Origin of the sequence: Rhizobium sp. S163 (genome assembly GCF_030380805.1) — a bacterium.
Taxonomy (GTDB): Bacteria; Pseudomonadota; Alphaproteobacteria; order Rhizobiales; family Rhizobiaceae; genus Rhizobium.
This window is the reverse complement of the sequence record NZ_JAUDSA010000007.1, coordinates 217,079-237,803: the sequence shown is the minus strand read 5'-3', so window position 1 is coordinate 237,803 and position 20,725 is coordinate 217,079. Positions and strand designations below refer to the sequence as shown.

Here is a 20,725-nt window from a genome sequence, read left to right as displayed (position 1 = left end):
TCATCAGCGGATGCGGAATGACCCGTTCCCCACCGTCGTCAGATGTCGAGAAAGACGGTCTCGTTTTCTCCCTGCAGCCGGATGTCGAACGTATAGGTAGAACCATCGCGTGCGGCAATAAGCGTTGCGACGCGATCCCTGTGTTCGATGCGCTGAAGCAGCGGGTCGGCGCCGTTCGCCTCGGTTTCCTCAGGGAAGTACATGCGTGTCTGCAGGCCGATATTGATGCCGCGCGCGACAATCCAGAAGTTGATATGCGGCGCTTGCCTGCGCCCGTCCTTGAAGGGGACTTTCCCCGGCTTAACGGTATCGAAGCTAAAGACGCCATCCTCGGCACGAGTGGGGCATCGGCCCCAGCCGGTAAAATTCGGATCGGCGGTGCCGCGCATTTCCGACGGGCTATTGTAGATCCCGGCGCTGTCAGCCTGCCAGATCTCGATGACGGCATCGCGCACCAGCGCGCTTGCCCCATCGAAAATACGGCCGGTGACGGTGATCCGCTCGCCTGTTGTCTTGTCGTTGACCATCGCGACGCCGAGATCGCGTTCGTACACGCCCCCGATGTCGCAGAAGTTCGGGGTCAAGCCGATATGGACGTATGGGCCAGCCGTCTGCGACGGCGTTTCCTTGAGATAGCGCAATTCCTGGGCCATCAATTACCCTCCAGCTTGTTTTCGAACATCGTCGATCGCCGCCCGCGCAGCACGATGTCGAACCTGTAGGCTCGGCTGTCCATGGGGATGGTGTTGCCCCAATCCATCGGTGCGATCAGCTGTTCGATGGCGGCCTTGTCGGGGATGGTGCCGACGATCGGACACTTCCAGATCATCGGGTCGCCCTCGAAGTACATTTGGGTGATCAGGCGCTGCGAGAAACCGTGGCCGAATATCGAAAAGTGGATATGCGCCGGGCGCCAGTCGTTGACGCCGTTCGGCCATGGATAGGCGCCGGGCCTCACCGTGCGGAAGAAATAGCGGCCGTCCTCATCGGTAATCGCGCGCCCGCAGCCGCCGAAATTCGGATCGATCGCCGCCAGGTAGCTTTCCTTCTTGTGACGGTATCGCCCGCCGGCATTCGCTTGCCAGAACTCGACCAGCACACCGGCCTGAGGCCGTCCACGTTCATCGAGCACCTGACCATGGACGATGATGCGTTCGCCGATGGCGCTCTCGCCAGGCTTCGCGAAGTTGTGAAGCAGGTCGTTGTCGAGTTCGCCGATCATCGCGTGGCCGAAGACAGGCCCCGTGATCTCCGAGATCGTGCCATCGAGCGAGAGAAGCGCGCGCTTCGGCGAGCGTAGGACGGATGTCTTGTAGCCGGGCGCATAAGCTGGCGGATGCCAGCTGAGATCTCGGGCGAAGAAGGCGCCCGTCTCGGGCTTGCGGTTCGGTATTTCGGACATGACTTCTTCCTCTCAAGCCGCCTTTTCGGCGTCCATCTGTTCGAAGGCCTGCTTGGCGATCTTGATCGCATGATTGGCGGCTGGGACGCCTGCATAGATCGCGACGTGCAGCAGCGCCTCGCAGATATCGTCTCGGCTGGCCCCGGTATTGGCGGTAGCGCGCACGTGCATGGCCACTTCGTCGTCCTGCCCAAGTGCCGCGAGCAGCGCGATCGTGACGATCGAGCGCTCGCGCTTGGTCAACCCCGGGCGCGACCAGACGTGGCCCCAGGCGGCTTCGGTAATGAGGTCCTGAAACGGTTTGTCGAACGCCGTCGAGGCGGCTTCTGCACGATCGACATGGTTATCGCCCAAAACGGCGCGGCGGGTCGCCATGCCTTGCCTGTAGCGCTCGGAGGCAAGCGGAGTGTCACTCATGAGTTTTTCCATCTAATGCGAAATCGATGAATGCGCGGATCACCGCCGTCAGCGCCTCGGGCTGTTCGACGCAGGGAATATGGCCGGCATCGCGGATGATCTCGTAGCGGGCGTTGGGAATCAATTGCGCCAGCGATTTGACAAGGTCGGGCGGCGTCGAGCCGTCCTGATCGCCAACGATGCAGATCGTCGGTACTGAAATGGTCTTCGCCACTTCGGTAAAATCAGCGTCACGCACGGCGGCGCACGTCGCGACGTAGCCGGCCACCGGCTGGCGGACGAGCATGTTGCAGTAGCCGTTGTAGGCCGTGTTTTCGGGGCGGCGGAAAGCCGGTGTGAACCAGCGCTCCATGATGGCATCGCACATGCTGTCGATGCCATTTTGTTCGATGGCCGAGATGCGCGCGTTCCAGCTGTCGGCGGTGCCGATCTTGTGGGCGGTGTCGCAGAGGATGAGAGCGCTGACGAGATCAGGCCGCTGCTGGTAAAGCGACTGGGCAATCAACCCGCCGACCGAGAGGCCGCAGATGATGGCTTTCTTGATCTCAAGCGTTTCTATGAGGCCGATCAGGTCCGATGCGTGGTCCTCGATCGTGTAGGGCGTCTGGCCGACATCTGAGAGGCCGTGGCCGCGCTTGTCGTAGAGCAGAATGGCGAAATCGCCTGCCAGCCGGACAATCACGTCGCGCCAGATGCGGAAATCGGTGCCAAGCGAATTCGCAAAGACAAGAACCGGCTTGTCGGCCGGTCCGCCGATAACCTGGTAGTGGATCGCGATGTCGTTGACGCGGGCAAACTGCACTGGAAACTCCTCCTGACAGGAAATTGAATGTTTAATCTGGTTAGGTAAAATGATATTTCGTGGCGATCCTATAACTTCAGAGTTATGTATGAGATGATCGACAGCCGTATAAAGTTCCGCCATCTGCAAACCTTTGTCGAGGTCGCGCGCCAGAAAAGCGTGATGAAAGCGGCAGAGCTGCTGCATGTCAGCCAACCCGCCGTGACCAAGACGATCCGAGAGCTTGAAGGCGTGCTGGGCGTCGAAGTCTTTGAGCGCGACGGCCGCGGCATCAAGATCACGCGATACGGCGAGGTTTTTCTGAAACACGCCGGCGCGGCGCTGACGGCACTGCGGCAGGGGCTTGATTCGGTCACGCAAGAGCGGATCGGCGACGCGCCACCGATCCGCATCGGGGCCTTGCCGACGGTATCGACGAGGATCATGCCGCGGGCGATGCAACTGTTTTTGAAGGAGAACACCTGGAGCCGCCTGAAGATCGTCACCGGCGAGAATGCCGTGCTTCTTGAGCAGCTTCGCGTCGGCGATCTCGACCTTGTGGTGGGGCGTCTCGCCGGGCCGGAAAAGATGACCGGATTTTCTTTCGAGCATCTCTACTCGGAGCAGGTGGTCTTCGCTGTGCGAGCCGGCCATCCGCTGCTGAAGGCCAGGCAGTCGCACTTCAATGCACTCAGTGACTACACGGTCCTTATGCCGACCCGTGCCTCGATCATCCGCCCATTCGTCGAGGGGTTGCTGATCGCCAACGGTGTACCTAGCCTTCCGAACCAGATCGAAACGGTTTCTGACAGCTTTGGCCGCGCCTTCGTTCGGGCAAGCGATGCCATCTGGATCATCTCCGCCGGTGTCGTTGCCAGCGACATCGAGGATGGCGCGTTGGCGGTGCTGCCGATCGACACAAGCGAAACCAAGGGTCCCGTGGGGCTGACCATGCGCAACGACGCCGTCCCGTCGCTGCCGCTTTCGATCCTGATGCAGACCATTCGCGAGGCGGCCATGGAGGTGGCTTCCGGCGTACCCAGCTCAAAGCTGGGCGCTTAAAGCGGCAATCCTACGTAGTTTTCGGCCAGCACCGTCGCTGCGGCATTGGAATGCGTGAGATAGTCGAGTTCCGCTTCCTGGATCTTCTGGCCGAAGTCGTCGGTATCGGGGAACCGATGCAACATGGTCGTCATCCACCAAGAAAACCGGACTGCCTTCCAGACACGCGACAGCGCACGTTGCGAATAGGCGTCGATCCCGGCGCGCGAACGCTCCACGTAATATTCCGAAAGGCCTGAGAACAGGTAGTGCACGTCGCTGGCCGCAAGGTTCAGACCCTTGGCGCCTGTCGGCGGGACGATATGGGCCGCGTCGCCAGCGAGAAACAGCCTGCCAAAACGCATGGGCTCGGCAACGAAGGAGCGAAGCGGGGCAATCGACTTTTCGAAGGACGGGGCGGTCTGCAGCGCTTCGGCATGATGCACGGGCAGGCGGCGGCGAAGCTCGTCCCAGAAACGCTCGTCGCTCCAGTCCTCGATTTTTACATCGAGCGGAGCCTGGATGTAATAGCGGCTGCGCGTCTGCGAGCGCATCGAACAGAGCGCAAAGCCGCGCGGATGGTTAGCGTAGACAAGCTCGTGACTGACAGGTGCGACATCGGCCAGAATGCCGAGCCAGCCGAAGGGATAGATCTTTTCGAAGGTGCGGATCGACCGCTCCTGCACCGCCTTGCGGCTCACGCCGTGGAAACCGTCGCATCCGGCAATGAAATCGCAGTCGATGCGATGAGTAAGCCCATCCTTCTCATAGGTGACAAACGGAGTATCGCCGTCGAAATCGTACGGCGTGACATTGGCCGCCTCGTAGATGGACGGCGCGCCGCTTGGCTGGCGGTGTGCCATCAGGTCGCGGGTCAGCTCCGTCTGGCCATAAACCATCACGCGCTTTCCACCGCTCAAGTCAACGAGATCGATGCGATGGTCGCGGCCATCGAAGGCGAGAGAAAAGCCATCATGGAGCAGCCCTTCGGCATGCATGCGGGCGCCGGATTTCGCCCTGTCCATAAGGCCGACGGTGCCTTCTTCCAGCACACCCGCTCGCACACGGCGCAAAATGTAATCTTTTGCCACACGATCGAGTATGATGTTGTCGATGCCGGCTTCGGTCAGTAGCTGGCCGAGCAACAACCCTGCCGGCCCCGAGCCGATAATGGCGACTTTGGTACGCATGTGTCCTCCCAGCGTCCTCTTCCCATAACGCGATCGCGCGTCATACGCGCTCCAACGCGATCGCAATTCCCTGGCCGACGCCGACGCACATGGTTGCAAGGCCGAAGCGCCCCCCGCCTGCTGCCATCTCCAAGGCCGCCGTGCCTGTGATGCGCGCGCCCGACATGCCAAGCGGGTGGCCGAGTGCGATGGCGCCGCCGTTGCGGTTGACGCGCGGGTCGTCGTCGGCGATGCCGAGTTGGCGCAACACCGCCAGGCCCTGGCTGGCAAAAGCCTCGTTGAGTTCGATGACGTCGAATTGTTGCTGGGTCATCGACAGCCGAGCCATCAGCTTTTGCGAAGCCGGCACCGGGCCGATGCCCATGACGCGAGGGGGCACACCGGCTGATGCCCCACCGAGAATGCGGGCGATCGGTGTCAGGCCGTATTTCTTGATGGCCGTTTCCGAAGCGATGATCAGCGCTGCGGCGCCGTCGTTGACGCCCGATGCATTGCCCGCGGTGACGGTTCCGCCCTCGCGCTTGAATGGTGTCCCGAGCTTGGCCAGCGCCTCGAGCGTGGTGGTGCGAGGATGCTCGTCCCGATCGAAGACGACAGGCTCGCCCTTGCGCTGCGGGATCGAAACCGCGACGATTTCCCTCGCAAGTCTGCCGTTTTGCTGCGCCGCCGCCGCCTTGTCCTGGGACCTCAGTGCGAAGGCATCCTGATCCTGCCGGCTGACATGATAGTCTTCAGCGACGTTCTCGCCGGTTTCGGGCATGGAATCGACGCCATAAAGCTCTTTCATGAGAGGGTTGACGAAGCGCCAGCCGATGGTCGTGTCGTGAATTTCGGCATGGCGCGAAAAGGCCGTATCCGCTTTGGGCATGACAAAGGGCGCGCGCGACATGCTTTCGACCCCGCCAGCGATCATCAGTTCAGCCTCGCCAGCCTTGATTGACCGCGCAGCCGCAATGATCGCGTCCATCCCCGATCCGCAAAGCCGGTTAATCGTAGTGCCCGGTACGCTTGCCGGCAGGCCGGCAAGAAGGAGGGACATGCGGGCAACGTTGCGATTGTCTTCGCCGGCCTGGTTGGCGCAGCCGAAGATGACATCGTCCACCGCATCCCAATCCACCGAGGCGTTGCGTGCAATCAGCTCTCGCAGAGGAACCGCGCCGAGATCGTCGGCTCTGACGGAGGCGAGCACGCCGCCGAAGCGGCCGATCGGTGTGCGGATATAGTCGCAGATATAGGCTTCGGTCATGCGTCACCTCCCGAAAGCTGCGGTACGATCAAATCCACGACCGGCCCGTCTATATGAAGTCGTGCGCCAGTCATGGCTTGCAGATCCTCGAGCGCCAGATCCGGCAGCTTTTCCCGGAGCACGAAACGGCCGTTCGTGATGTCGATCACCGCGTGACTGGTATAGACGCGGGTGATGCAGCCGACGCCGGTCAGCGGAAAGGTGCATTTTTCGACGAGTTTCGGCTCGCCATTCCTGGTCACGTGTTCGGTGATGACGAAAACCTGTCGGGCGCCATGCACAAGGTCCATCGCGCCGCCCACGGCGGGTACTCCCTTCGAACCCACCCGCCAGTTGGCGAGGTCACCCGTCTCAGCAACCTGGTAGGCACCGAGGATCGCGACATCAAGATGACCGCCACGCACCATCGCGAAACTGTCAGCGTGGTGAAAGAAAGCGGCGCCAGGCTTCAGGGTTACGGCACGCTTGCCCGCGTTGATCAGATCCCAGTCCTCTTCTCCCGCCGGCGGCGCCTCCCCGAAATCGAGAATACCGTTCTCGGTATGAAAAATCGCCTGCCGACCGGGCGGCTGGTAGCGCGCCACCATCTCGGGAAAGCCGATGCCCAGATTGACATAGGCGCCGTCAGCAATGTCCTGTGCTGCCCGCCATGCGATCTGCGCGTTCGAAAGCTTGTTGTCGTTGCTCATGGGCGTGTTGCTCCCTCGCGGATCAACTCTTCTTCCTGTCTGGGATCGGCAATCTCGACGACGCGATCGACGAAGATGCCGGGCGTTACGACTTGCTCGGGGTCGATGCCGCCGGGGGCCACAAGGTTCGAAACCTGAACAATTGTCTGCGCGGCCGCCATGCACATCAGCGGATTGAAGTTACGTCCGGCCTTGCGATAGGTGAGGTTGCCGTGCGTGTCGCCGACATGCGCCTTAACGATCGCGAAATCAGCCTTCAGCCAGCGCTCCTGCACATAGGATCGACCGTCGAACTCGGCGATCACCTTGCCTTGCGCGAGTTCAGTGCCATAGCCTGTTGGCGTGTAGAATGCCGGGATGCCGGCGCCGCCGGCGCGGATCCGCTCGGCAAGTGTACCCTGCGGAACAAGCTCCAGCTCGATCTCACCGGCTAGATATCGGTCTGTGAAGGCGCGGGGATCGGAAGAGCGGGGGAAGGAGCAGATCATCTTGCGGACCATGCCCGCATCAATCATCGCCGCGATACCGATCCGTCCATTGCCGGCATTGTTGTTGATGACGGTCAGGTTCCGTGGCCCCTTGTCGATCAGGGCGTGGATCAATTCGATCGGGGCACCGGAGCCACCGAAACCGCCGATCATCACGACCGCTCCATCGCTAATCCCATCGACCGCCTCGGCCACGCTTCGCACTGTCTTGTCCATTGAGCCTCCATCGCCGCCTGTCACCGGCAGCGCGTCAATTTGTAGGGGAGCGAGGTGTGGACGGCAATCGTGTTTGTGCGGTATGTAATATTTGTTCGAATATCGCACATTGGAGTAACGGCACATGCAGGTGAAGGAGCGTGACATCATGGGTGGCCTCGCCAAGGGGCTGAAGGTGATCGAGGCGTTCACCGCCGAGCACCCGCGTCTCAGCATCTCAGAGGCCGCCGACATATCCGGGTATGACCGCGCCACGACACGACGATGCCTTCTGACCTTGGCCGAACTTGGCTACTGCGCCTATGACGGCAAGTATTTCACGGTTACGCCACGCGTCCTGCGGCTTGGAACCGGATGCCTGGCCTCAATGCCGCTGCCACGTATCGTCCAGCCATGGCTCGACCGGCTCTCGGAAGAGATCGGGCAAAGCACCTCGGTCTCAATTCTCGATGATGCCGAGATCGTCTACGTGGCGCGCGCCTCCCAGCGTCGGGTCATGTCGATCGCTCTGATGCCAGGGTCACGGCTCCCCGCCTATTGCACGTCGATGGGACGTGTTCTCTTGGCAGCACTTCCGTCGGAACGTGCGTTGGAACTGTTGTCGGCCGGACAACTTGCACAGCGCACGCCGAAAACGCAGACAGATGTGGCAGAACTCCAACGCATCCTGCAGGACGTGAAGGCCGCCGGCTACGCCTTTATCGACCAGGAGGTCGAGATCGGCCTGAGGTCGATTGCTGTCCCGCTGGTCGGCGCTCGCGGGCAGACGCTGGCGGCGCTTAATGTCGGTTTGGCGGCGACGGAGGAGCCCATGCACGCCATGGTATCACGTTATCTGCCGGCGCTGCTGCGGATAAAGGCCGAGCTGAGCGGAATTCTGGTGTGAGGCTCAGCTATTCTGCTTGAGCAGACCGCGCGCCAACGCATGCTCGACACCGCCTTCGATATGCGCGGCAAGGATTTGCTTGGCCGCATCGGCATTGCGTCCAAGGGCGGCATCAAGGAGCGCCTGATGTTCCCGAGACGCCACGTTGCCTCGATAGGATAGAGCGACCATCTGATAGCGCAGATACTTGTCGAAGATGACCGAGTGCGTCTCAATCAGAAGCTTCGAGCCACAGGCCGAAATCAGCGCCTGGTGAAACTCCCAGTCGTATCGCTTCCAGTCTTCGGCGCGGCTGGCATCACCGGTCGCCATCAGTCGCTCCAGGCTGGCGAGCTTGTAGTGAGCCGACACGAGGCGCGCTTCCCACTCCATGTCGCCTTGCGCGAAGGACTGCTCGAGCGCATGCGTCTCCAGCAGCAGCCGCAAGGCGGCGATCTCCTTGAGGTCGGTGACCGAGACAGGGCATACTTGGAACCCTCGCTGGCCCTCCGCCAGTACCAGCCCCTCCGAGGAAAGACGGTTGAGGATCTCGCGCAATGTGCTGATCGAGGTGCCGTAGGATTCCTTCAGGGCATCCAGTTTCAGTTTCTGGCCCGGTGCGAGCCGGCCGAAGATGATGTCGGCACGGATGCGGCGGTAGCTGCTCTCCGCGATGGTCTCGTTTACTGTCTGCTGCAACATCACGATGCTCTGCTACTTCGATGCGAACTGTGGGCCGCACCTTACCTCTCAGCACGTTACCTCATTGTCACAGCGGCCGAAATCCTATTGTCTGCCATATTTAAGAAAGACATAGGAAAGGCGTTCTGCTGTATGATTTTCCAAATCATCGCGACTGGAGCCAAGGCAACGCAATGCTGAAGAAAACGGGGGAGACGGCCGAAACCGTCAGCGAAGTCGTGTTTCGGCAGATTCGCCAGGATATCATTTCCGGCATCTTGCCGCCCGGATCCAAGATCAAGCTGGAGCAGGCGCGCGAGCGCTATTCGATCAGCGTCTCGCCGCTGCGGGAGATCCTTAGCCGCCTTACGACAGAAAATCTTGTCGTTGCCGAGGGACAGAAAGGTTTCGAGGTCAGCCCGGCGTCGCGTCGCGAACTGCTTGAACTTGCCGACCTCAGGGTGGTGCTCGAAACTCACGCACTCGATCTCGCTTTCGCCGCTGGTGATCTGGAGTGGGAAGCCTCGATTGTCGCCGCGCATCACAAGTTGGCGGCCGCGGAACGGCGGCTTCTTGCCGGCGATGCCTCACGCACCATTGAATGGGTTCGCTATGACTGGGAGTTCCACCAGGCGATCGTCTCAGCCTGCAACTCCGCGACGCTGATGGCGACACTGTCCTCGGTGTTCGATCGATTCCTGCGCTATCACATGCTGGCGCAGAGTTTCCGTGGCAGGCCAGTGGTCGAAGATCACCAGGCACTCTTCGATTTCGCGCTTCGACGCGATGCGAAACAGGCCAGGGCCGTGATCCGCCGGCACGTTCATAGTGGGGTCGAGCACATATTGAAGAGCGGCATCGTCGCCTGATCGCGTGCTCTTCCTTGATTAGTCGCTGTCGCGCGGCAAGCCCTCCGGACGCATCTGCTTTTTCAGCGCCGCGATGCGAAAGATGGCATTAGCCGCGCCATAACCTCGATAGCCTTTGCGTTCGACGATCTCGAAGAAGAAGCCTTCACCGTAAGTCCCGCTATAAAGCTGGAAATACTCGCCGTCCTCATCGCGGTCGTAGAGGATGTTGTGTTCCTTCAGTCGTTCGGTGAGCTCTGGATCCAGCCCAAAGCGCGCTTCCACATCCCCGTAGTAGTTCGGGGAAATGTGCAGCGGTTTGAAGCCGGCCTTTTGCAAGCTCTCGGCGGTGCAAAAGATATCGTCGGTGCTGAAAGCGAGATGCTGGATGCCCGAGCCAAATTTTTCCGCGATGAAATGGCCGGCAAGCGTCCGCCTGTTTTCCGCACCGTTGAGGGTGATCCGCAGCGATCCTTCCTCGTTCTCGACCACTTGGCTGCGCACGACGCCACCGGGATCGATGATATCCACCATCGGCGTCTTCTCGGTCGCGAAGATCGAGGTGTAGAAGAGCAGCCAGGTCAGCATTTCGTCGTAGGCGACGGTCTGCGCGATGTGGTCGATGCGCAGCAGCCCCGCGTCCGAGGCCGATCGCTGTTCATCGAGGTGAATGAAGTCGACTTCCGCGAAGCGGCCGAGCTGCGATGTTTCGTCGATCAGATAGACGATGCCGCCGCCGACGCCGCGGATTGCCGGCAGCTCGAGTTCGCCTTCGGCGACCGGTTGCCGGAAGGGTTCGGCATCAAGCGCGACTGCGCGCCGGTGGGCCTCCCAGGCATCGTCCACGACAAGCGCAAATGCATAGGCGAGCGTGCCGTGCACGGCGTATGCAGCATTTGCAAAGCCCGCCTGGTCGACGTTAACAAGAATGCGGATGCCTCCCTGTTCATAGAGGCTGACTTCCTTGCTGCGATGCTTCGCGGTCTTGCGGAAGCCCAATACCTCGAGGATGCCGATCAGTTCGGCCGCATCGCCTTCATCGGCCGTAAATTCGACGAAGCCCACGCCCGTAACCGCTGCGCGCGGCGGCATGGGTTTTCCAATCGGGTTGCCGCCGCCGAGGCCGCGGCGTACCTGATCGCCCAGGTATATCAGCGAACGGTGGCCATCGGCCGCGATCTCGCGTGTCGAACCGCCACGGAACTGGTCGTTGAAAATTTCCAGAGAGTAGTAGCCGTCGTAGCCGGTCGCGGCGATGGCTGAGGTGAACGCCGTCACCGGAAGGTCGCCTTCGCCAGGCATGTTGCGGAAGTGTCGCGACCAGTAGAGCAGATCCATGTCGATCTGCGGTGCGTCCGCCAACTGGACAATGAAGATCTTCTCCTTCGGGATGGAGCGGATGGAATTGATGTCGATCTTGCGCGAGAGACTGTGAAAGCTGTCCAGCACCAGACCGATATTGTCGTGGTTGGCGCGACGCACAATCTCCCAGGCATCCCGGTGGTCGTTGATGTGACGGCCCCATGCCAGCGCCTCGTAGCCGACACGCAGTCCGCGTGCTGCTGCGCGTTCGCCCAGTTCGCGGAAGTCTGCCGCGGCGCGATCAATGCCGCCGAGTGAGGCGGACGAGACGTTCGAGCAGACGAGCACGAGGTCCGTACCGAGCTGCTGCATGATGTCAAACTTGCGTTCGGCCCGGTCAAAAGTTCGGCCACGTAACGGTTCCGGCATGCCTTCGAAATCACGGAATGGCTGGAACAGCGTGATCTTCAGGCCGAGATCACGGGCCATCTTGCCGACATCGGCGGGGCTGCCATCAAAGGCCAGGAAGTCGTTTTCGAAAATCTCTACGCCATCGAAGCCCGCCCGCGCGATCGCTTCAAGCTTCTCCGGCAGATCGCCGCTTATCGAAACCGTCGCTATCGAGGTCTTCATCTCGTTCGTCCTTCCCTGGTCGATATCGCCGTGATCATCATTATGACGAATGTCGTGAGAAGTTCAATTCAACGTTTGAAAATAGAAGTCTCATACGTTTTTCAAAAACTATGTTGATTTATCGACTGGTGTGAGGCAGTTTTGCTCTCACAGTCGGAGGAGAAGGAAGGCTGTAGGGTCGCAACGACCATTCAGGAGGAGGAAAAGATGTTGAAATCCATGTTGTCACGTCGCAGCGCCATGCTTGGCGCGGCCGCTCTGCTGACCGGCATCGCGTTGGCTTACCCGGCCGCCGCCGTGACCCCAGAAGAAATCAAAGCTCGCGGCAAACTCATCGTCGGCATCCAGGGCGATAATCCGCCATGGGGCTTTGTCACCAGCGCCGGCAAGCAGGACGGGTTCGACGCCGATATGGGCGCGCTCTACGCAAAGGAACTTGGCGTAGAGGTCGAATTTGTACCGCTTGAGGTCAACAACCGCATTCCGGCGCTGACATCAGGCCGCGTCGACGTTCTATTCGCAACGATGGCCATGCTGCCCGATCGCGCCAAGGCGGTTCAGTTTAGTCAGCCCTACAATGCCAATGCCATCGTACTGATCGGCCCGAAGAATAAGTCGATCAAGACGAATGACGACATGGCCAATATGACCATTTCCGTGGCGAAGGGCGCAGCACAAGATACGCAGGTGACCAAGAATGCCCCGGCTTCGGCCACAATTCGCCGTTTCGACGGCGATGCGGCGAGCGTCCAGGCTTTGGTTTCCGGACAGGCCGAAGCGCTCGGCGGCAACATCTTCTACATGGATCGCGTCGAAAAGGCCCGTCCCGGCGAGTTCGAAAACAAGCTCGAGTTCCAGAAACTCTACAACGGCGCCTGCACGCGCCTTGGCGAGAAGGAAATCAACGCATCGCTCAATACCTTCATCGACAAGATCAAGGCAAATGGCGAGCTGAAGAAGGTCTACGACAAGTGGATGAAGGTTCCCGTGCCCGAGTTCCCCGCAAGCCTTGAAGGCATTCCCTTCGCTGCAAAGTAAGCCCTTCCTGACAAGCGACGGCGGCGTCTTGAAGACGGCCGCCGCCGCTTTTGCCGCGGCGATCAGTGTCTCGCCGAACGCGGGAGCGATGATGAGCAAGACGATCTTTGTACTGAACGGGCCGAACCTCAATCTTCTGGGCCAGCGGGAGCCGAAAATCTACGGCTCGACGACGCTCGCTGAGATCGAGCAACGTTGTGCGGCCAAGGCGGGCGACCTCGGCTTCGAGGTGGATTTTCGCCAGACGAACTTCGAAGGGACACTGATCGAAAGCATTCATGAGGCGCGAGAGAAGGCTTGTGGGATCATCATCAATCCGGCTGCCTTCACCTTTACCTCGATCGCGCTTCTCGATGCACTGAAGACCTTCGATCCGCCGAAGATCGAGCTGCATATCTCCAATGTCCATGCCCGCGAGAGCATCTACCACAAGTCCCTGATCTCGCCGATCGCGACGTCGATCATGATCGGTTTCGGTGCGGATGGCTACGAGCTCGCGATCCAGGCAATGACGCAGCTGGTCGCTCGCAGCCGCTGACCTGACAGGAAAGGCCAGAACAAAGACCATGAACTACACGCTGGATTTCTCGCCCGTCATCGATGGATTGCCGAGCCTGCTCCTTGCCTGTCTCGGCACCTTCCTACTCGCTATCTCGGGCATGGTGCTTGCGATCGTGATCGGCATCGGCGGTGTCATGCTGCGCGATTCCCCCTTCAAGCCGGTGCGCTGGCTGGTGATCGGTTTCGTCGAGATCATCCGCAATACGCCGTTCCTTGTGCAGATCTTCTTCATCTATTTTGCCCTGCCGCTCGCCGGCGTCAGGCTCGATCCGACGCCGACAGCAATCATTGCGCTCGGCATCAATGGCGGCGCCTACGCGATCGAGATCATTCGCGGCGGCGTACAATCCATCCCCGCAGGCCAGAAGGAGGCCGGCCTGGCGCTTGGCCTGCACAAGGCGCAGGTCTTCCGCTTCATCGTGCTGAAGCCGGCGCTGCGCGCGATCTATCCATCGCTCACAAGCCAGTTCGTGCTTTTGACACTGTCGACCAGCATCGCCTCGGCGATCTCGGCCTACGAGCTGACCTCTGTCTCGCAACGGATCGAATCCGAAAGCTTCCGTAGCTTCGAGGTCTATTTCACCGTCACGGTTTTCTACCTCGTGATCTCCTGGGTGATGATGCGCCTTTTCGGGCTCTTTTCGTCCCGCTATTTCAGTTATCCGGTCAAGTAGGAGGCTCCCATGGGTCGCGATGAATTCATCTTCCTGCTGATTGGCTTGAAGTGGACCGTAGTGCTTTCCGTCGTGGGCTTCATCTGCGGCTCGATCGGCGGTCTCGTCGTCGCGCTGCTGCGGACTTGCGGTCTGCCGGCTCTGGAACGGGTAACGGCCGGCTATATCGGCGTGTTTCAGGGCACGCCACTCCTTATGCAGCTCTTCGTCGTATACTACGGGTTGGCGCTAGTGGGCCTGAAGCTTGACGCGTGGGTCGCGGTCGCGATCGGTCTTACATTGCATGCCAGTGCCTATCTCGGCGAGATCTGGCGCGGTTCGATCGAGGCCGTGCCGCGTGGCCAGACAGAGGCCGCCAAAGCGCTCAGCATCAAATACGTCTCGCGCATGAAGGACGTGATTCTGCCGCAGGCGATCCGCATCTCGCTGCCGGCGACGATCGGCTTCCTGGTGCAGCTAATCAAGGGAACGTCGCTCGCCGCCATTGTCGGTTTCACCGAACTGACGCGCGCCGGCAACATCATCTCCAACCAGATCTTCGAACCGCTGACGGTCTTTGGCATCGTCGGCATCCTCTACTTCATCATGTGCTGCCCGCTGACGATCCTCGGTGCCCGCCTCGAGCGGCGCTTTGCGATGTCGGGGCGCTGAGCACACTCGCTTGGCCGGGAGATTTGAACGATGACCAATGTGTCGACGACGACGACCACCACCGAACCGATGATCCGCCTGGCGCAGGTCGAGAAATGGTACGGTGCCTTTCAGGCATTGCACGACATCAACATGGATGTCCGCCAGGGCGAGCGGATCGTACTCTGCGGTCCATCGGGCAGCGGCAAGTCTACGCTGATCCGCTGCATCAATCACCTGGAGAGATATGAGAAGGGGGAGATTCGCGTCGGCGGCACGCTGCTCGCACATCGCTCCAGAGATATCGACGCCATCAGGCGCGATGTCGGCATGGTGTTTCAACAGTTCAATCTCTTTCCGCATCTGACCGTGCTGCAGAACTGCATGCTGGCGCCGATGCGCGCACTCGGCCTCGGCAAGGCAGAAGCGGAAGAACGCGCGCGCAGCCTGCTAGACCGCGTAAAGATCCTCGAACAAGCCGAGAAATACCCGGCGCAGCTTTCTGGCGGTCAGCAGCAGCGCGTGGCGATTGCACGAGCGCTTTGCATGCGGCCGAAGGTGATGCTGTTCGACGAGCCGACATCGGCGCTGGATCCAGAAATGGTCAAGGAAGTTCTCGATACGATGATTGGACTGGCGGAGGAGGGAATGACGATGATCTGCGTCACCCACGAGATGGGATTCGCCCGTCAGGTCGCCGATCGCGTCATCTTCATGGCGAGCGGCGCCATCGTCGAAGAGGCACCACCTGCCACATTTTTCAGCAATCCAAGGCATGAGCGCACCCGCAAGTTCCTTGGTGAAATTTTGCGTCACTGAGAGTTCATCTGCATGATTTCGGGCACCACCAGGATTATCGCCCATCTGGGCTATCCGACGGAGACCTTCAAGTCGCCGTTGATCTACAACCCTTACTTCGAAAAACACAGCATCGACGCGGTCGTTGTGCCTATGGGCTGCCGGGCGGAGGACTTTCCGGAATTCCTGAGGCTCGTGTTTCGTCTTTCGAACATCCATGGTGCGTTGATCACCATGCCACACAAGGTCACCACGATGGACCTTCTTCATGAGCTGTCGACGCGTGCCCAGGTCGCCGGCGCCTGCAATGCCATCCGCCTTGACGAACATCGGCGGCTGATCGGTGACATGTTCGATGGGGAGGGGTTTGTGCGTGGCGTGCTTCGCAAGGGCAGGCCCGTTGCTGACACCAAGGTACTCGTCGTCGGTTCCGGCGGCGTTGGTTCGGCGATCGCTGCATCGCTAGCTGCAGCCGCCGTTCGCAGGATCGCGGTTTTCGATGCGAACACAGAGGCCATGCATGGTCTGATGGCGCGAATTCGTCAGTATTATCCCGGTGTTGAGGTGGCGGCCGGTTCTCGCGATCCCCAAGGGTTCGACATTGTGGTGAACGCAACGCCGCTTGGCATGAAAAGCGACGATCCGCTGCCGATCGATGTCTCGCGGCTTTCGTCTTCCACTTTTGTGGGCGAGGTTGTGATGAAGCAGGAGATCACGCCGTTTCTCGAAGTGGCGCGTGCCCGCGGCTGCGACTTCCAGGTCGGCACCGACATGCTGTTCGAGCAAATTCCAGCCTATCTCGAATTCTTCGGCTTTCCGACTACAACAGCCAGCGAGCTGAGATCCATCGCTTGCATAAGTTGAAGCCTGGACCGAACCTACCATGGCCAGATCTGTTTGCTCTTAGTGAGCGAAGCGATAGCTCTTACCCTCTGCGCTCAGACCGGTGATTTCATGATTTAGCAGTTGGTTTTCGCGAGTGCCTGTTTTCAGGACGATGATGCGGCATTCGATCCATCGGGATGCTGTCGATTGACGATTGAAATGCCACCGGTTCAAAGTCATTCACGAGCAGGGGGGTGCTTTACGGCCTGCCAACTGGAACCTTCAAAGAAACCAGACATCTCCGAGCCTCGGTGCGCGTCCGCCCGTTGCGAGTTGCCAAGCCATGCTGACAATCTAATCGGAGTTGCGGTCAAACGTTAGTGCGAAGCCGCTTCATGCGGTGCTTCAACTCGTTGAAAAGGGCAGTTCGACGGAATGGCGTGAGCTTGCGCCAAACTCTGATTTCCTCGACTGTTCGCGCGCATCCCACGCACCATCTGTTGCGTGGGTCGAATTGGCAGATATCTATGCAGGGGTCTCGATCTTCATTTCGATGTGAGTGCGGGGACCTTAAGGATCGCCCGCTTCCTCGATCGAGATCAGGCCGGCTGGACGTTCTCTGCCTTGGATTTTCCGGTCTTACGATCCTGACCCAGCTCGTAGCTGACATTCTGGCCGTCTCGTAGCGAACCGCCCTGCACTGCAGAGATGTGGACGAAGACGTCCGGGCCGCCGTTATCCGGTGTGATGAAGCCGAAGCCCTTGTCATGGTTGAAAAACTTTACAGTGCCGTTCGCCACGAACTTCTCCCAATTTTAGCTTTTGAAGGCGAAGTCATAGACCGAAGAGCGCTCGCAAGCAAGCAGCGCTGTCTGCTTCGTCGGCCGAACCTCCTATTGCGTTGCGACAATGAGGAAGGCAGTTGCTGTCCGATCCACGGCGGTCGCCTGCGGCTCAACACCGCTTACGTTTGCGCCAGGTGGCCCGTCCCAGAAGAGCTCCAGCATTGCCGACGTTGATGTGGATGTTCCGACGATAAGAGCGGAAACGGATCCATCATTCTCGTTCCTGACCCAGCCCGTCAGTCCCAGCTGGATTGCACGATCGCGCGTCCAGGCACGATAGCTCACACCTTGAACCCTTCCGGTTATCCTAACGTGAAATGCAAACAGATCGGGTTTCATGAGGGCTCCTGATTGCGCGCTCGATCTCGTGTAAAATGTAGCTCGGTATCACCTTGGCAAGCGCATGAGGAGACTGCGGTGGCAGGCGAGATCGTCATAGTTGGAGCCGGGCCTGCGGGACTTGCCTGTGCAGCTGCGCTGCGGGTTCGGGGACGCAAATCCACCATTTTCGAGGCGACTGATCATGTTGCAGCGTCATGGCATGGCCATTACGACAGGCTGCATCTCCATACCTCAAAGGCCCACTCCGCCTTGCCAGGGCAGCCAATGCCCGCCACTTTCGCACGGTATCCGTCTCGGCGACAGATCATCGAATATCTGGAGAACTATGCCCGCACCCAGGGCCTCCAGATCCGCAAACACAAAAGGGTCACGCGTATTCAGCGGCTGGGCGACTGGGTGATTGGAACGGAGGACGGGGAACAATTTGGTGCGAGCGCTGTCGTTGTCGCGACTGGTTTATCCCGCAAGCCAGTCATTCCCGATTGGGCGAAAGAGACGTCGTTCGCTGGAACGATCATACATTCCTCGGACTACCGCAATGCGACGGCGCTAAACATTCGCAAGGTGCTCGTCGTCGGGTTTGGGAATTCAGCCGGCGAGATCGCCTTGGAGTGTGCATCTGCCGGCCTCGACGTCGCCATATCCGTGCGTGGGCCTGTGAACATTGTCCCGCGGGAGCTGCTGGGAATACCAAGCGCGACAATTGCAATTGCCGAACGCCATCTGCCGCCACGCATCGTCGATGCATTGAACGCACCGCTGCTTTGGCTGCGATACCGAGATCTGACTTCATTCGGGTTGCAACGAGCCGCGAAGGGCCCGCTTACCACAATGGCGGAGCGTGGCCGCACGCCGCTGATCGACATCGGAACCATTGCGGCAATCAGGAGAGGTGACATAAAGGTGTTCCCAGGCGTTGCCAGCCTGGCCGGTTCATCTGTTCGGTTTGAAAATGGTCTGACGTTTGACTGCGACACGATCGTGCTTGCGACGGGCTATGCTCCGGCACTTGGTTCTTTGCTCCCTGATATCACTTGGAGGTTTCCGGAAACACTTCGGCCTAACAGGGGTGATCTTCATCCGCACGGCGATCAACTTTATTTCTGCGGCTTCAATCCCGCCACAACCGGATTGCTGAGGCAGATCGGCATTGAGGCAGAGGTAATAGCAAGCTCGATTGTAGCCCAAGCATGTTAGGCGAGTGCAAAATCGTGGGACGTAGTGACATAGCTCCGCTTTAGTCGGCATTGCGACACTCCCCGCGTCGCTCTGCGAAGGACGCAGGCGATGAATCAGAGGATCTTGCAGAGATGTCCATCCGGTATGATCAGCGCATGTTTCGGCACGAAGAACGTTTGCTTAATGCTCGCTCGGCAAGAGCGTCGGCTGATTTTCTTCACCCGGCTCGTCGACAGCTGCGACGGAGATTATTTCCGATACGCTAAACGTCATCAAGCGACCGTTGATCGTCGCGGTGAAGTGGTGGTCTGAAAAACAGATATGGGTCGCCAAGAAGTTGCGTTCTTGCCCTTGGTCATCGATCGATACAACGTACATTATACTTATAGTTACCTTTATATATATAGTTTTTATTTTACTGTCTTGTTAAACACCAAGTATCACGGATCTTACACTTGCCAATATCCGCGAGTTTTTATGGATGATTTTGTGTCCAGTTTTGCGACAGTTTCTGCCTGATTTTGAGGCTGACACGTTTGCAGAGACGGGCGGCTTGAGGCAAAAAGTCGACGATTAAGCCCGAGTGTTGATAAGACTGGCATAAAGCATTTCAGCATGACCGATGACGACGCAGAATCAATCGCCAACGCCCTCGAGGCGACCCATCAGCTCGTCTTGGAAATACACTCGACCTTTGTCGCGACCCAGCTCGGCGTTATCGCCATCACCGAGCAGTTGGTGGAGGCCGGCACCGTCAATCCCGCGCAAGCCGCCGAGCGCATGCATGATCTTATGACAGCGATGTCGGGTCTTACTGAACAGGCGGTCAGAGCAACTCAGCTTTTTCGCGAACACGTGGCGTCGCTGGCGAAGAATGACGCACAGCCACCAGGTGGCGGTCTCACACTCGTCCCTAAGGACTGAGAAAGTCTTCGGCACGTCAGAGCGTCAACCGCAGCTGGCCGGCCTGAATGACATCTGCCTGTCCGAGCGAGGACAGGGTAACGCCTAACAAGCGCACGCCCTTCGGTGGCGGGAAAACAGGCTTGAGTAAAGAGGCGATGGTCTCCTCGATCTCGCCAGCCGATAAGAATGGCCGCTCTCCCGTCCGGGCTCGGGTGATCTGCGTGAAGTCAGCGTACTTTACTTTCAAAGTGACGGTTTTCGCCCGTATGGCATTAGCTTCGCAATAGCGCCAGACCTTTGCGATCAGCGGCCGAACGCCCTCAAGCGCTGGATCATAGCTATGGATGTCCTGCGCGAAGGTGTCCTCGGCGCCAACGGATTTGCGGACCCTGTCAGGTTTGACGCGGCGCTCGTCGATGCCGCGCGCGATGCCATAAAAATAGGGACCCGCTTTCCCAAAATGCTGCGTCAAAAATTGCAGCGACTGGGCCTTCAAATCGGCGCCGGTCTGAATTCCGAGCCGATGCATTTTCTCGGCGGTAGCCGGCCCGACGCCGTGGAATTTCTTCACTGCCAGCGCTTCGACAAAGGCGGGGCCGTTCTTCGGCGTGATGACAGCCTGCCCGTTGGGCTTGTTGAGGTCGGACGCCATTTTGGCGAGGAACTTGTTATATGAGATGCCGGCTGACGCGTTCAGTCCGGTGGCCGCCTTGATCTTGGAGCGGATCTCCAGCGCGATCTCGGTGGCAACAGGCATGTCTTTCAGGTTCTCTGTGACATCTAGATAGGCCTCGTCGAGCGACAGCGGCTCGATAAGAGGGGTGTATTCAGAAAAGATCTCGCGGATCTGCTGCGAGACGGCGCGATAGACATCAAAGCGTGGCGTCACGAAAATCAGATCTGGGCATTTGCGAGCGGCCGTGACCGAGGGCATTGCCGAATGAACCCCGAATTTTCGGGCCTCATAGCTAGCCGCGGCAACTACACCACGTGCTGCAGCGCCGCCAACCGCCAGCGGCTTGCCGCGCAGTTCTGGATTATCGCGCTGTTCCACCGACGCATAGAAGGCGTCCATGTCGACATGGATGATCTTTCTGATGGTCGCAGAGGTCATGATATCCATCAGTA

The 20,725-nt window shown here is 59.4% G+C and carries 25 protein-coding genes; 11 read left to right on the top strand and 14 right to left on the bottom strand.

Annotated features, from left to right (window positions below):
• Positions 1 to 38: 38 nt before the first annotated feature.
• Genes pcaG through pcaD form a run of 4 tightly spaced genes read right to left on the bottom strand, consistent with a single transcriptional unit; the run spans position 39 to position 2,621 of the window.
• Positions 39 to 653: a protocatechuate 3,4-dioxygenase subunit alpha gene (gene pcaG, locus QTL96_RS09785; protein WP_289727610.1), complete on the bottom strand. Its 615-nt coding sequence runs from the start codon at positions 651 to 653 to the stop codon at positions 39 to 41.
• Positions 653 to 1,402: a protocatechuate 3,4-dioxygenase subunit beta gene (gene pcaH / locus QTL96_RS09780; protein ID WP_111562499.1), complete on the bottom strand. Its 750-nt coding sequence runs from the start codon at positions 1,400 to 1,402 to the stop codon at positions 653 to 655. Before pcaH ends, pcaG begins: the two co-directional genes overlap by 1 nt.
• 12 nt (positions 1,403 to 1,414) lie before the next feature.
• Complete coding sequence (gene pcaC / locus QTL96_RS09775; protein WP_112943093.1) at positions 1,415 to 1,819, bottom strand: 4-carboxymuconolactone decarboxylase; 405 nt, start codon at positions 1,817 to 1,819, stop codon at positions 1,415 to 1,417.
• Positions 1,812 to 2,621 (bottom strand): 3-oxoadipate enol-lactonase, encoded by an 810-nt coding sequence (gene pcaD, locus QTL96_RS09770; protein WP_289727609.1) that lies wholly within the window; start codon positions 2,619 to 2,621, stop codon positions 1,812 to 1,814. Before pcaD ends, pcaC begins: the two co-directional genes overlap by 8 nt.
• Before the next feature lie 93 nt (positions 2,622 to 2,714).
• Between pcaD and pcaQ the strand changes: the two genes are divergently transcribed.
• A complete protein-coding gene (gene pcaQ, locus QTL96_RS09765) occupies positions 2,715 to 3,662 on the top strand; it encodes a pca operon transcription factor PcaQ (RefSeq protein WP_289727608.1) in 948 nt (315 codons plus the stop codon).
• On the opposite strand, the gene pobA is transcribed toward pcaQ, so the two are convergent.
• The 4 genes from pobA to QTL96_RS09745 are packed head-to-tail and all read right to left on the bottom strand — an operon-like array spanning position 3,659 to position 7,470.
• Entirely contained in the window at positions 3,659 to 4,831 is a 1,173-nt protein-coding gene (gene pobA / locus QTL96_RS09760; RefSeq protein ID WP_289727607.1) for a 4-hydroxybenzoate 3-monooxygenase, read from the bottom strand. The two genes, pcaQ and pobA, sit on opposite strands and share 4 nt — an antisense overlap.
• A gap of 40 nt (positions 4,832 to 4,871) precedes the next feature.
• Complete coding sequence (gene pcaF / locus QTL96_RS09755; protein WP_289727606.1) at positions 4,872 to 6,077, bottom strand: 3-oxoadipyl-CoA thiolase; 1,206 nt, start codon at positions 6,075 to 6,077, stop codon at positions 4,872 to 4,874.
• Positions 6,074 to 6,766: a CoA transferase subunit B gene (locus tag QTL96_RS09750; RefSeq protein ID WP_289727605.1), complete on the bottom strand. Its 693-nt coding sequence runs from the start codon at positions 6,764 to 6,766 to the stop codon at positions 6,074 to 6,076. Before QTL96_RS09750 ends, pcaF begins: the two co-directional genes overlap by 4 nt.
• Positions 6,763 to 7,470 carry a 3-oxoacid CoA-transferase subunit A gene (locus QTL96_RS09745; RefSeq protein ID WP_289727604.1) on the bottom strand — a complete coding sequence of 236 codons (708 nt, stop codon included), beginning with the start codon at positions 7,468 to 7,470 and terminating at the stop codon, positions 6,763 to 6,765. Before QTL96_RS09745 ends, QTL96_RS09750 begins: the two co-directional genes overlap by 4 nt.
• A 124-nt stretch (positions 7,471 to 7,594) precedes the next feature.
• On the opposite strand from QTL96_RS09745, the gene QTL96_RS09740 reads away from it, so the two are divergent.
• A complete protein-coding gene (locus QTL96_RS09740) occupies positions 7,595 to 8,356 on the top strand; it encodes an IclR family transcriptional regulator C-terminal domain-containing protein (protein ID WP_113197808.1) in 762 nt (253 codons plus the stop codon).
• A 3-nt stretch (positions 8,357 to 8,359) separates the two neighbouring features.
• On the opposite strand, the gene QTL96_RS09735 is transcribed toward QTL96_RS09740, so the two are convergent.
• Positions 8,360 to 9,037 carry a GntR family transcriptional regulator gene (locus tag QTL96_RS09735; RefSeq protein ID WP_289727603.1) on the bottom strand — a complete coding sequence of 226 codons (678 nt, stop codon included), beginning with the start codon at positions 9,035 to 9,037 and terminating at the stop codon, positions 8,360 to 8,362.
• 173 nt (positions 9,038 to 9,210) lie between these two features.
• Here QTL96_RS09735 and QTL96_RS09730 point away from each other — a divergent pair, with 173 nt between their 5' ends.
• Positions 9,211 to 9,885 (top strand): FCD domain-containing protein, encoded by a 675-nt coding sequence (locus QTL96_RS09730; protein ID WP_113197806.1) that lies wholly within the window; start codon positions 9,211 to 9,213, stop codon positions 9,883 to 9,885.
• Between the two features lie 18 nt (positions 9,886 to 9,903).
• On the opposite strand, the gene QTL96_RS09725 is transcribed toward QTL96_RS09730, so the two are convergent.
• Positions 9,904 to 11,799 (bottom strand): sugar phosphate isomerase/epimerase and 4-hydroxyphenylpyruvate domain-containing protein, encoded by a 1,896-nt coding sequence (locus QTL96_RS09725; RefSeq protein WP_289727602.1) that lies wholly within the window; start codon positions 11,797 to 11,799, stop codon positions 9,904 to 9,906.
• Between the two features lie 207 nt (positions 11,800 to 12,006).
• On the opposite strand from QTL96_RS09725, the gene QTL96_RS09720 reads away from it, so the two are divergent.
• The 6 genes from QTL96_RS09720 (at position 12,007) to QTL96_RS09695 (ending at position 16,364) form a co-directional block, all read left to right on the top strand.
• Complete coding sequence (locus QTL96_RS09720) at positions 12,007 to 12,837, top strand: transporter substrate-binding domain-containing protein (protein WP_289727601.1); 831 nt, start codon at positions 12,007 to 12,009, stop codon at positions 12,835 to 12,837.
• A 91-nt stretch (positions 12,838 to 12,928) separates the two neighbouring features.
• A complete protein-coding gene (gene aroQ, locus QTL96_RS09715) occupies positions 12,929 to 13,375 on the top strand; it encodes a type II 3-dehydroquinate dehydratase (RefSeq protein WP_289727600.1) in 447 nt (148 codons plus the stop codon).
• A 28-nt stretch (positions 13,376 to 13,403) separates the two neighbouring features.
• Positions 13,404 to 14,072: an amino acid ABC transporter permease gene (locus QTL96_RS09710; RefSeq protein ID WP_289727599.1), complete on the top strand. Its 669-nt coding sequence runs from the start codon at positions 13,404 to 13,406 to the stop codon at positions 14,070 to 14,072.
• A 9-nt stretch (positions 14,073 to 14,081) separates the two neighbouring features.
• Entirely contained in the window at positions 14,082 to 14,723 is a 642-nt protein-coding gene (locus QTL96_RS09705; RefSeq protein ID WP_113197803.1) for an amino acid ABC transporter permease, read from the top strand.
• 69 nt (positions 14,724 to 14,792) lie between these two features.
• On the top strand, positions 14,793 to 15,521 hold the full coding sequence (locus tag QTL96_RS09700) for an amino acid ABC transporter ATP-binding protein (RefSeq protein ID WP_113197865.1): 729 nt from the start codon (positions 14,793 to 14,795) through the stop codon (positions 15,519 to 15,521).
• Positions 15,522 to 15,533: 12 nt separating this feature from the next.
• Positions 15,534 to 16,364: a ThiF family adenylyltransferase gene (locus tag QTL96_RS09695; protein WP_289727598.1), complete on the top strand. Its 831-nt coding sequence runs from the start codon at positions 15,534 to 15,536 to the stop codon at positions 16,362 to 16,364.
• Positions 16,365 to 16,695: 331 nt separating this feature from the next.
• On the opposite strand, the gene QTL96_RS09690 is transcribed toward QTL96_RS09695, so the two are convergent.
• The 3 genes from QTL96_RS09690 to QTL96_RS09680 form a co-directional block, all read right to left on the bottom strand.
• Complete coding sequence (locus QTL96_RS09690) at positions 16,696 to 16,995, bottom strand: DUF1289 domain-containing protein (protein WP_289727597.1); 300 nt, start codon at positions 16,993 to 16,995, stop codon at positions 16,696 to 16,698.
• Positions 16,925 to 17,125 (bottom strand): cold-shock protein, encoded by a 201-nt coding sequence (locus QTL96_RS09685; protein ID WP_112943077.1) that lies wholly within the window; start codon positions 17,123 to 17,125, stop codon positions 16,925 to 16,927. The genes QTL96_RS09690 and QTL96_RS09685 overlap by 71 nt, the downstream gene beginning before the upstream one ends.
• A gap of 93 nt (positions 17,126 to 17,218) precedes the next feature.
• Entirely contained in the window at positions 17,219 to 17,509 is a 291-nt protein-coding gene (locus QTL96_RS09680) for an acylphosphatase (protein WP_289727596.1), read from the bottom strand.
• 78 nt (positions 17,510 to 17,587) lie between these two features.
• On the opposite strand from QTL96_RS09680, the gene QTL96_RS09675 reads away from it, so the two are divergent.
• Entirely contained in the window at positions 17,588 to 18,709 is a 1,122-nt protein-coding gene (locus QTL96_RS09675) for an NAD(P)/FAD-dependent oxidoreductase (protein WP_289727595.1), read from the top strand.
• A 597-nt stretch (positions 18,710 to 19,306) separates the two neighbouring features.
• Positions 19,307 to 19,615, top strand: coding sequence for a hypothetical protein (locus QTL96_RS09670; protein ID WP_289727594.1), 309 nt, complete (start codon positions 19,307 to 19,309; stop codon positions 19,613 to 19,615).
• 16 nt (positions 19,616 to 19,631) lie between these two features.
• On the opposite strand, the gene dinB is transcribed toward QTL96_RS09670, so the two are convergent.
• Positions 19,632 to 20,720, bottom strand: coding sequence for a DNA polymerase IV (gene dinB, locus QTL96_RS09665; RefSeq protein WP_289727593.1), 1,089 nt, complete (start codon positions 20,718 to 20,720; stop codon positions 19,632 to 19,634).
• Positions 20,721 to 20,725 lie beyond the last annotated feature (5 nt).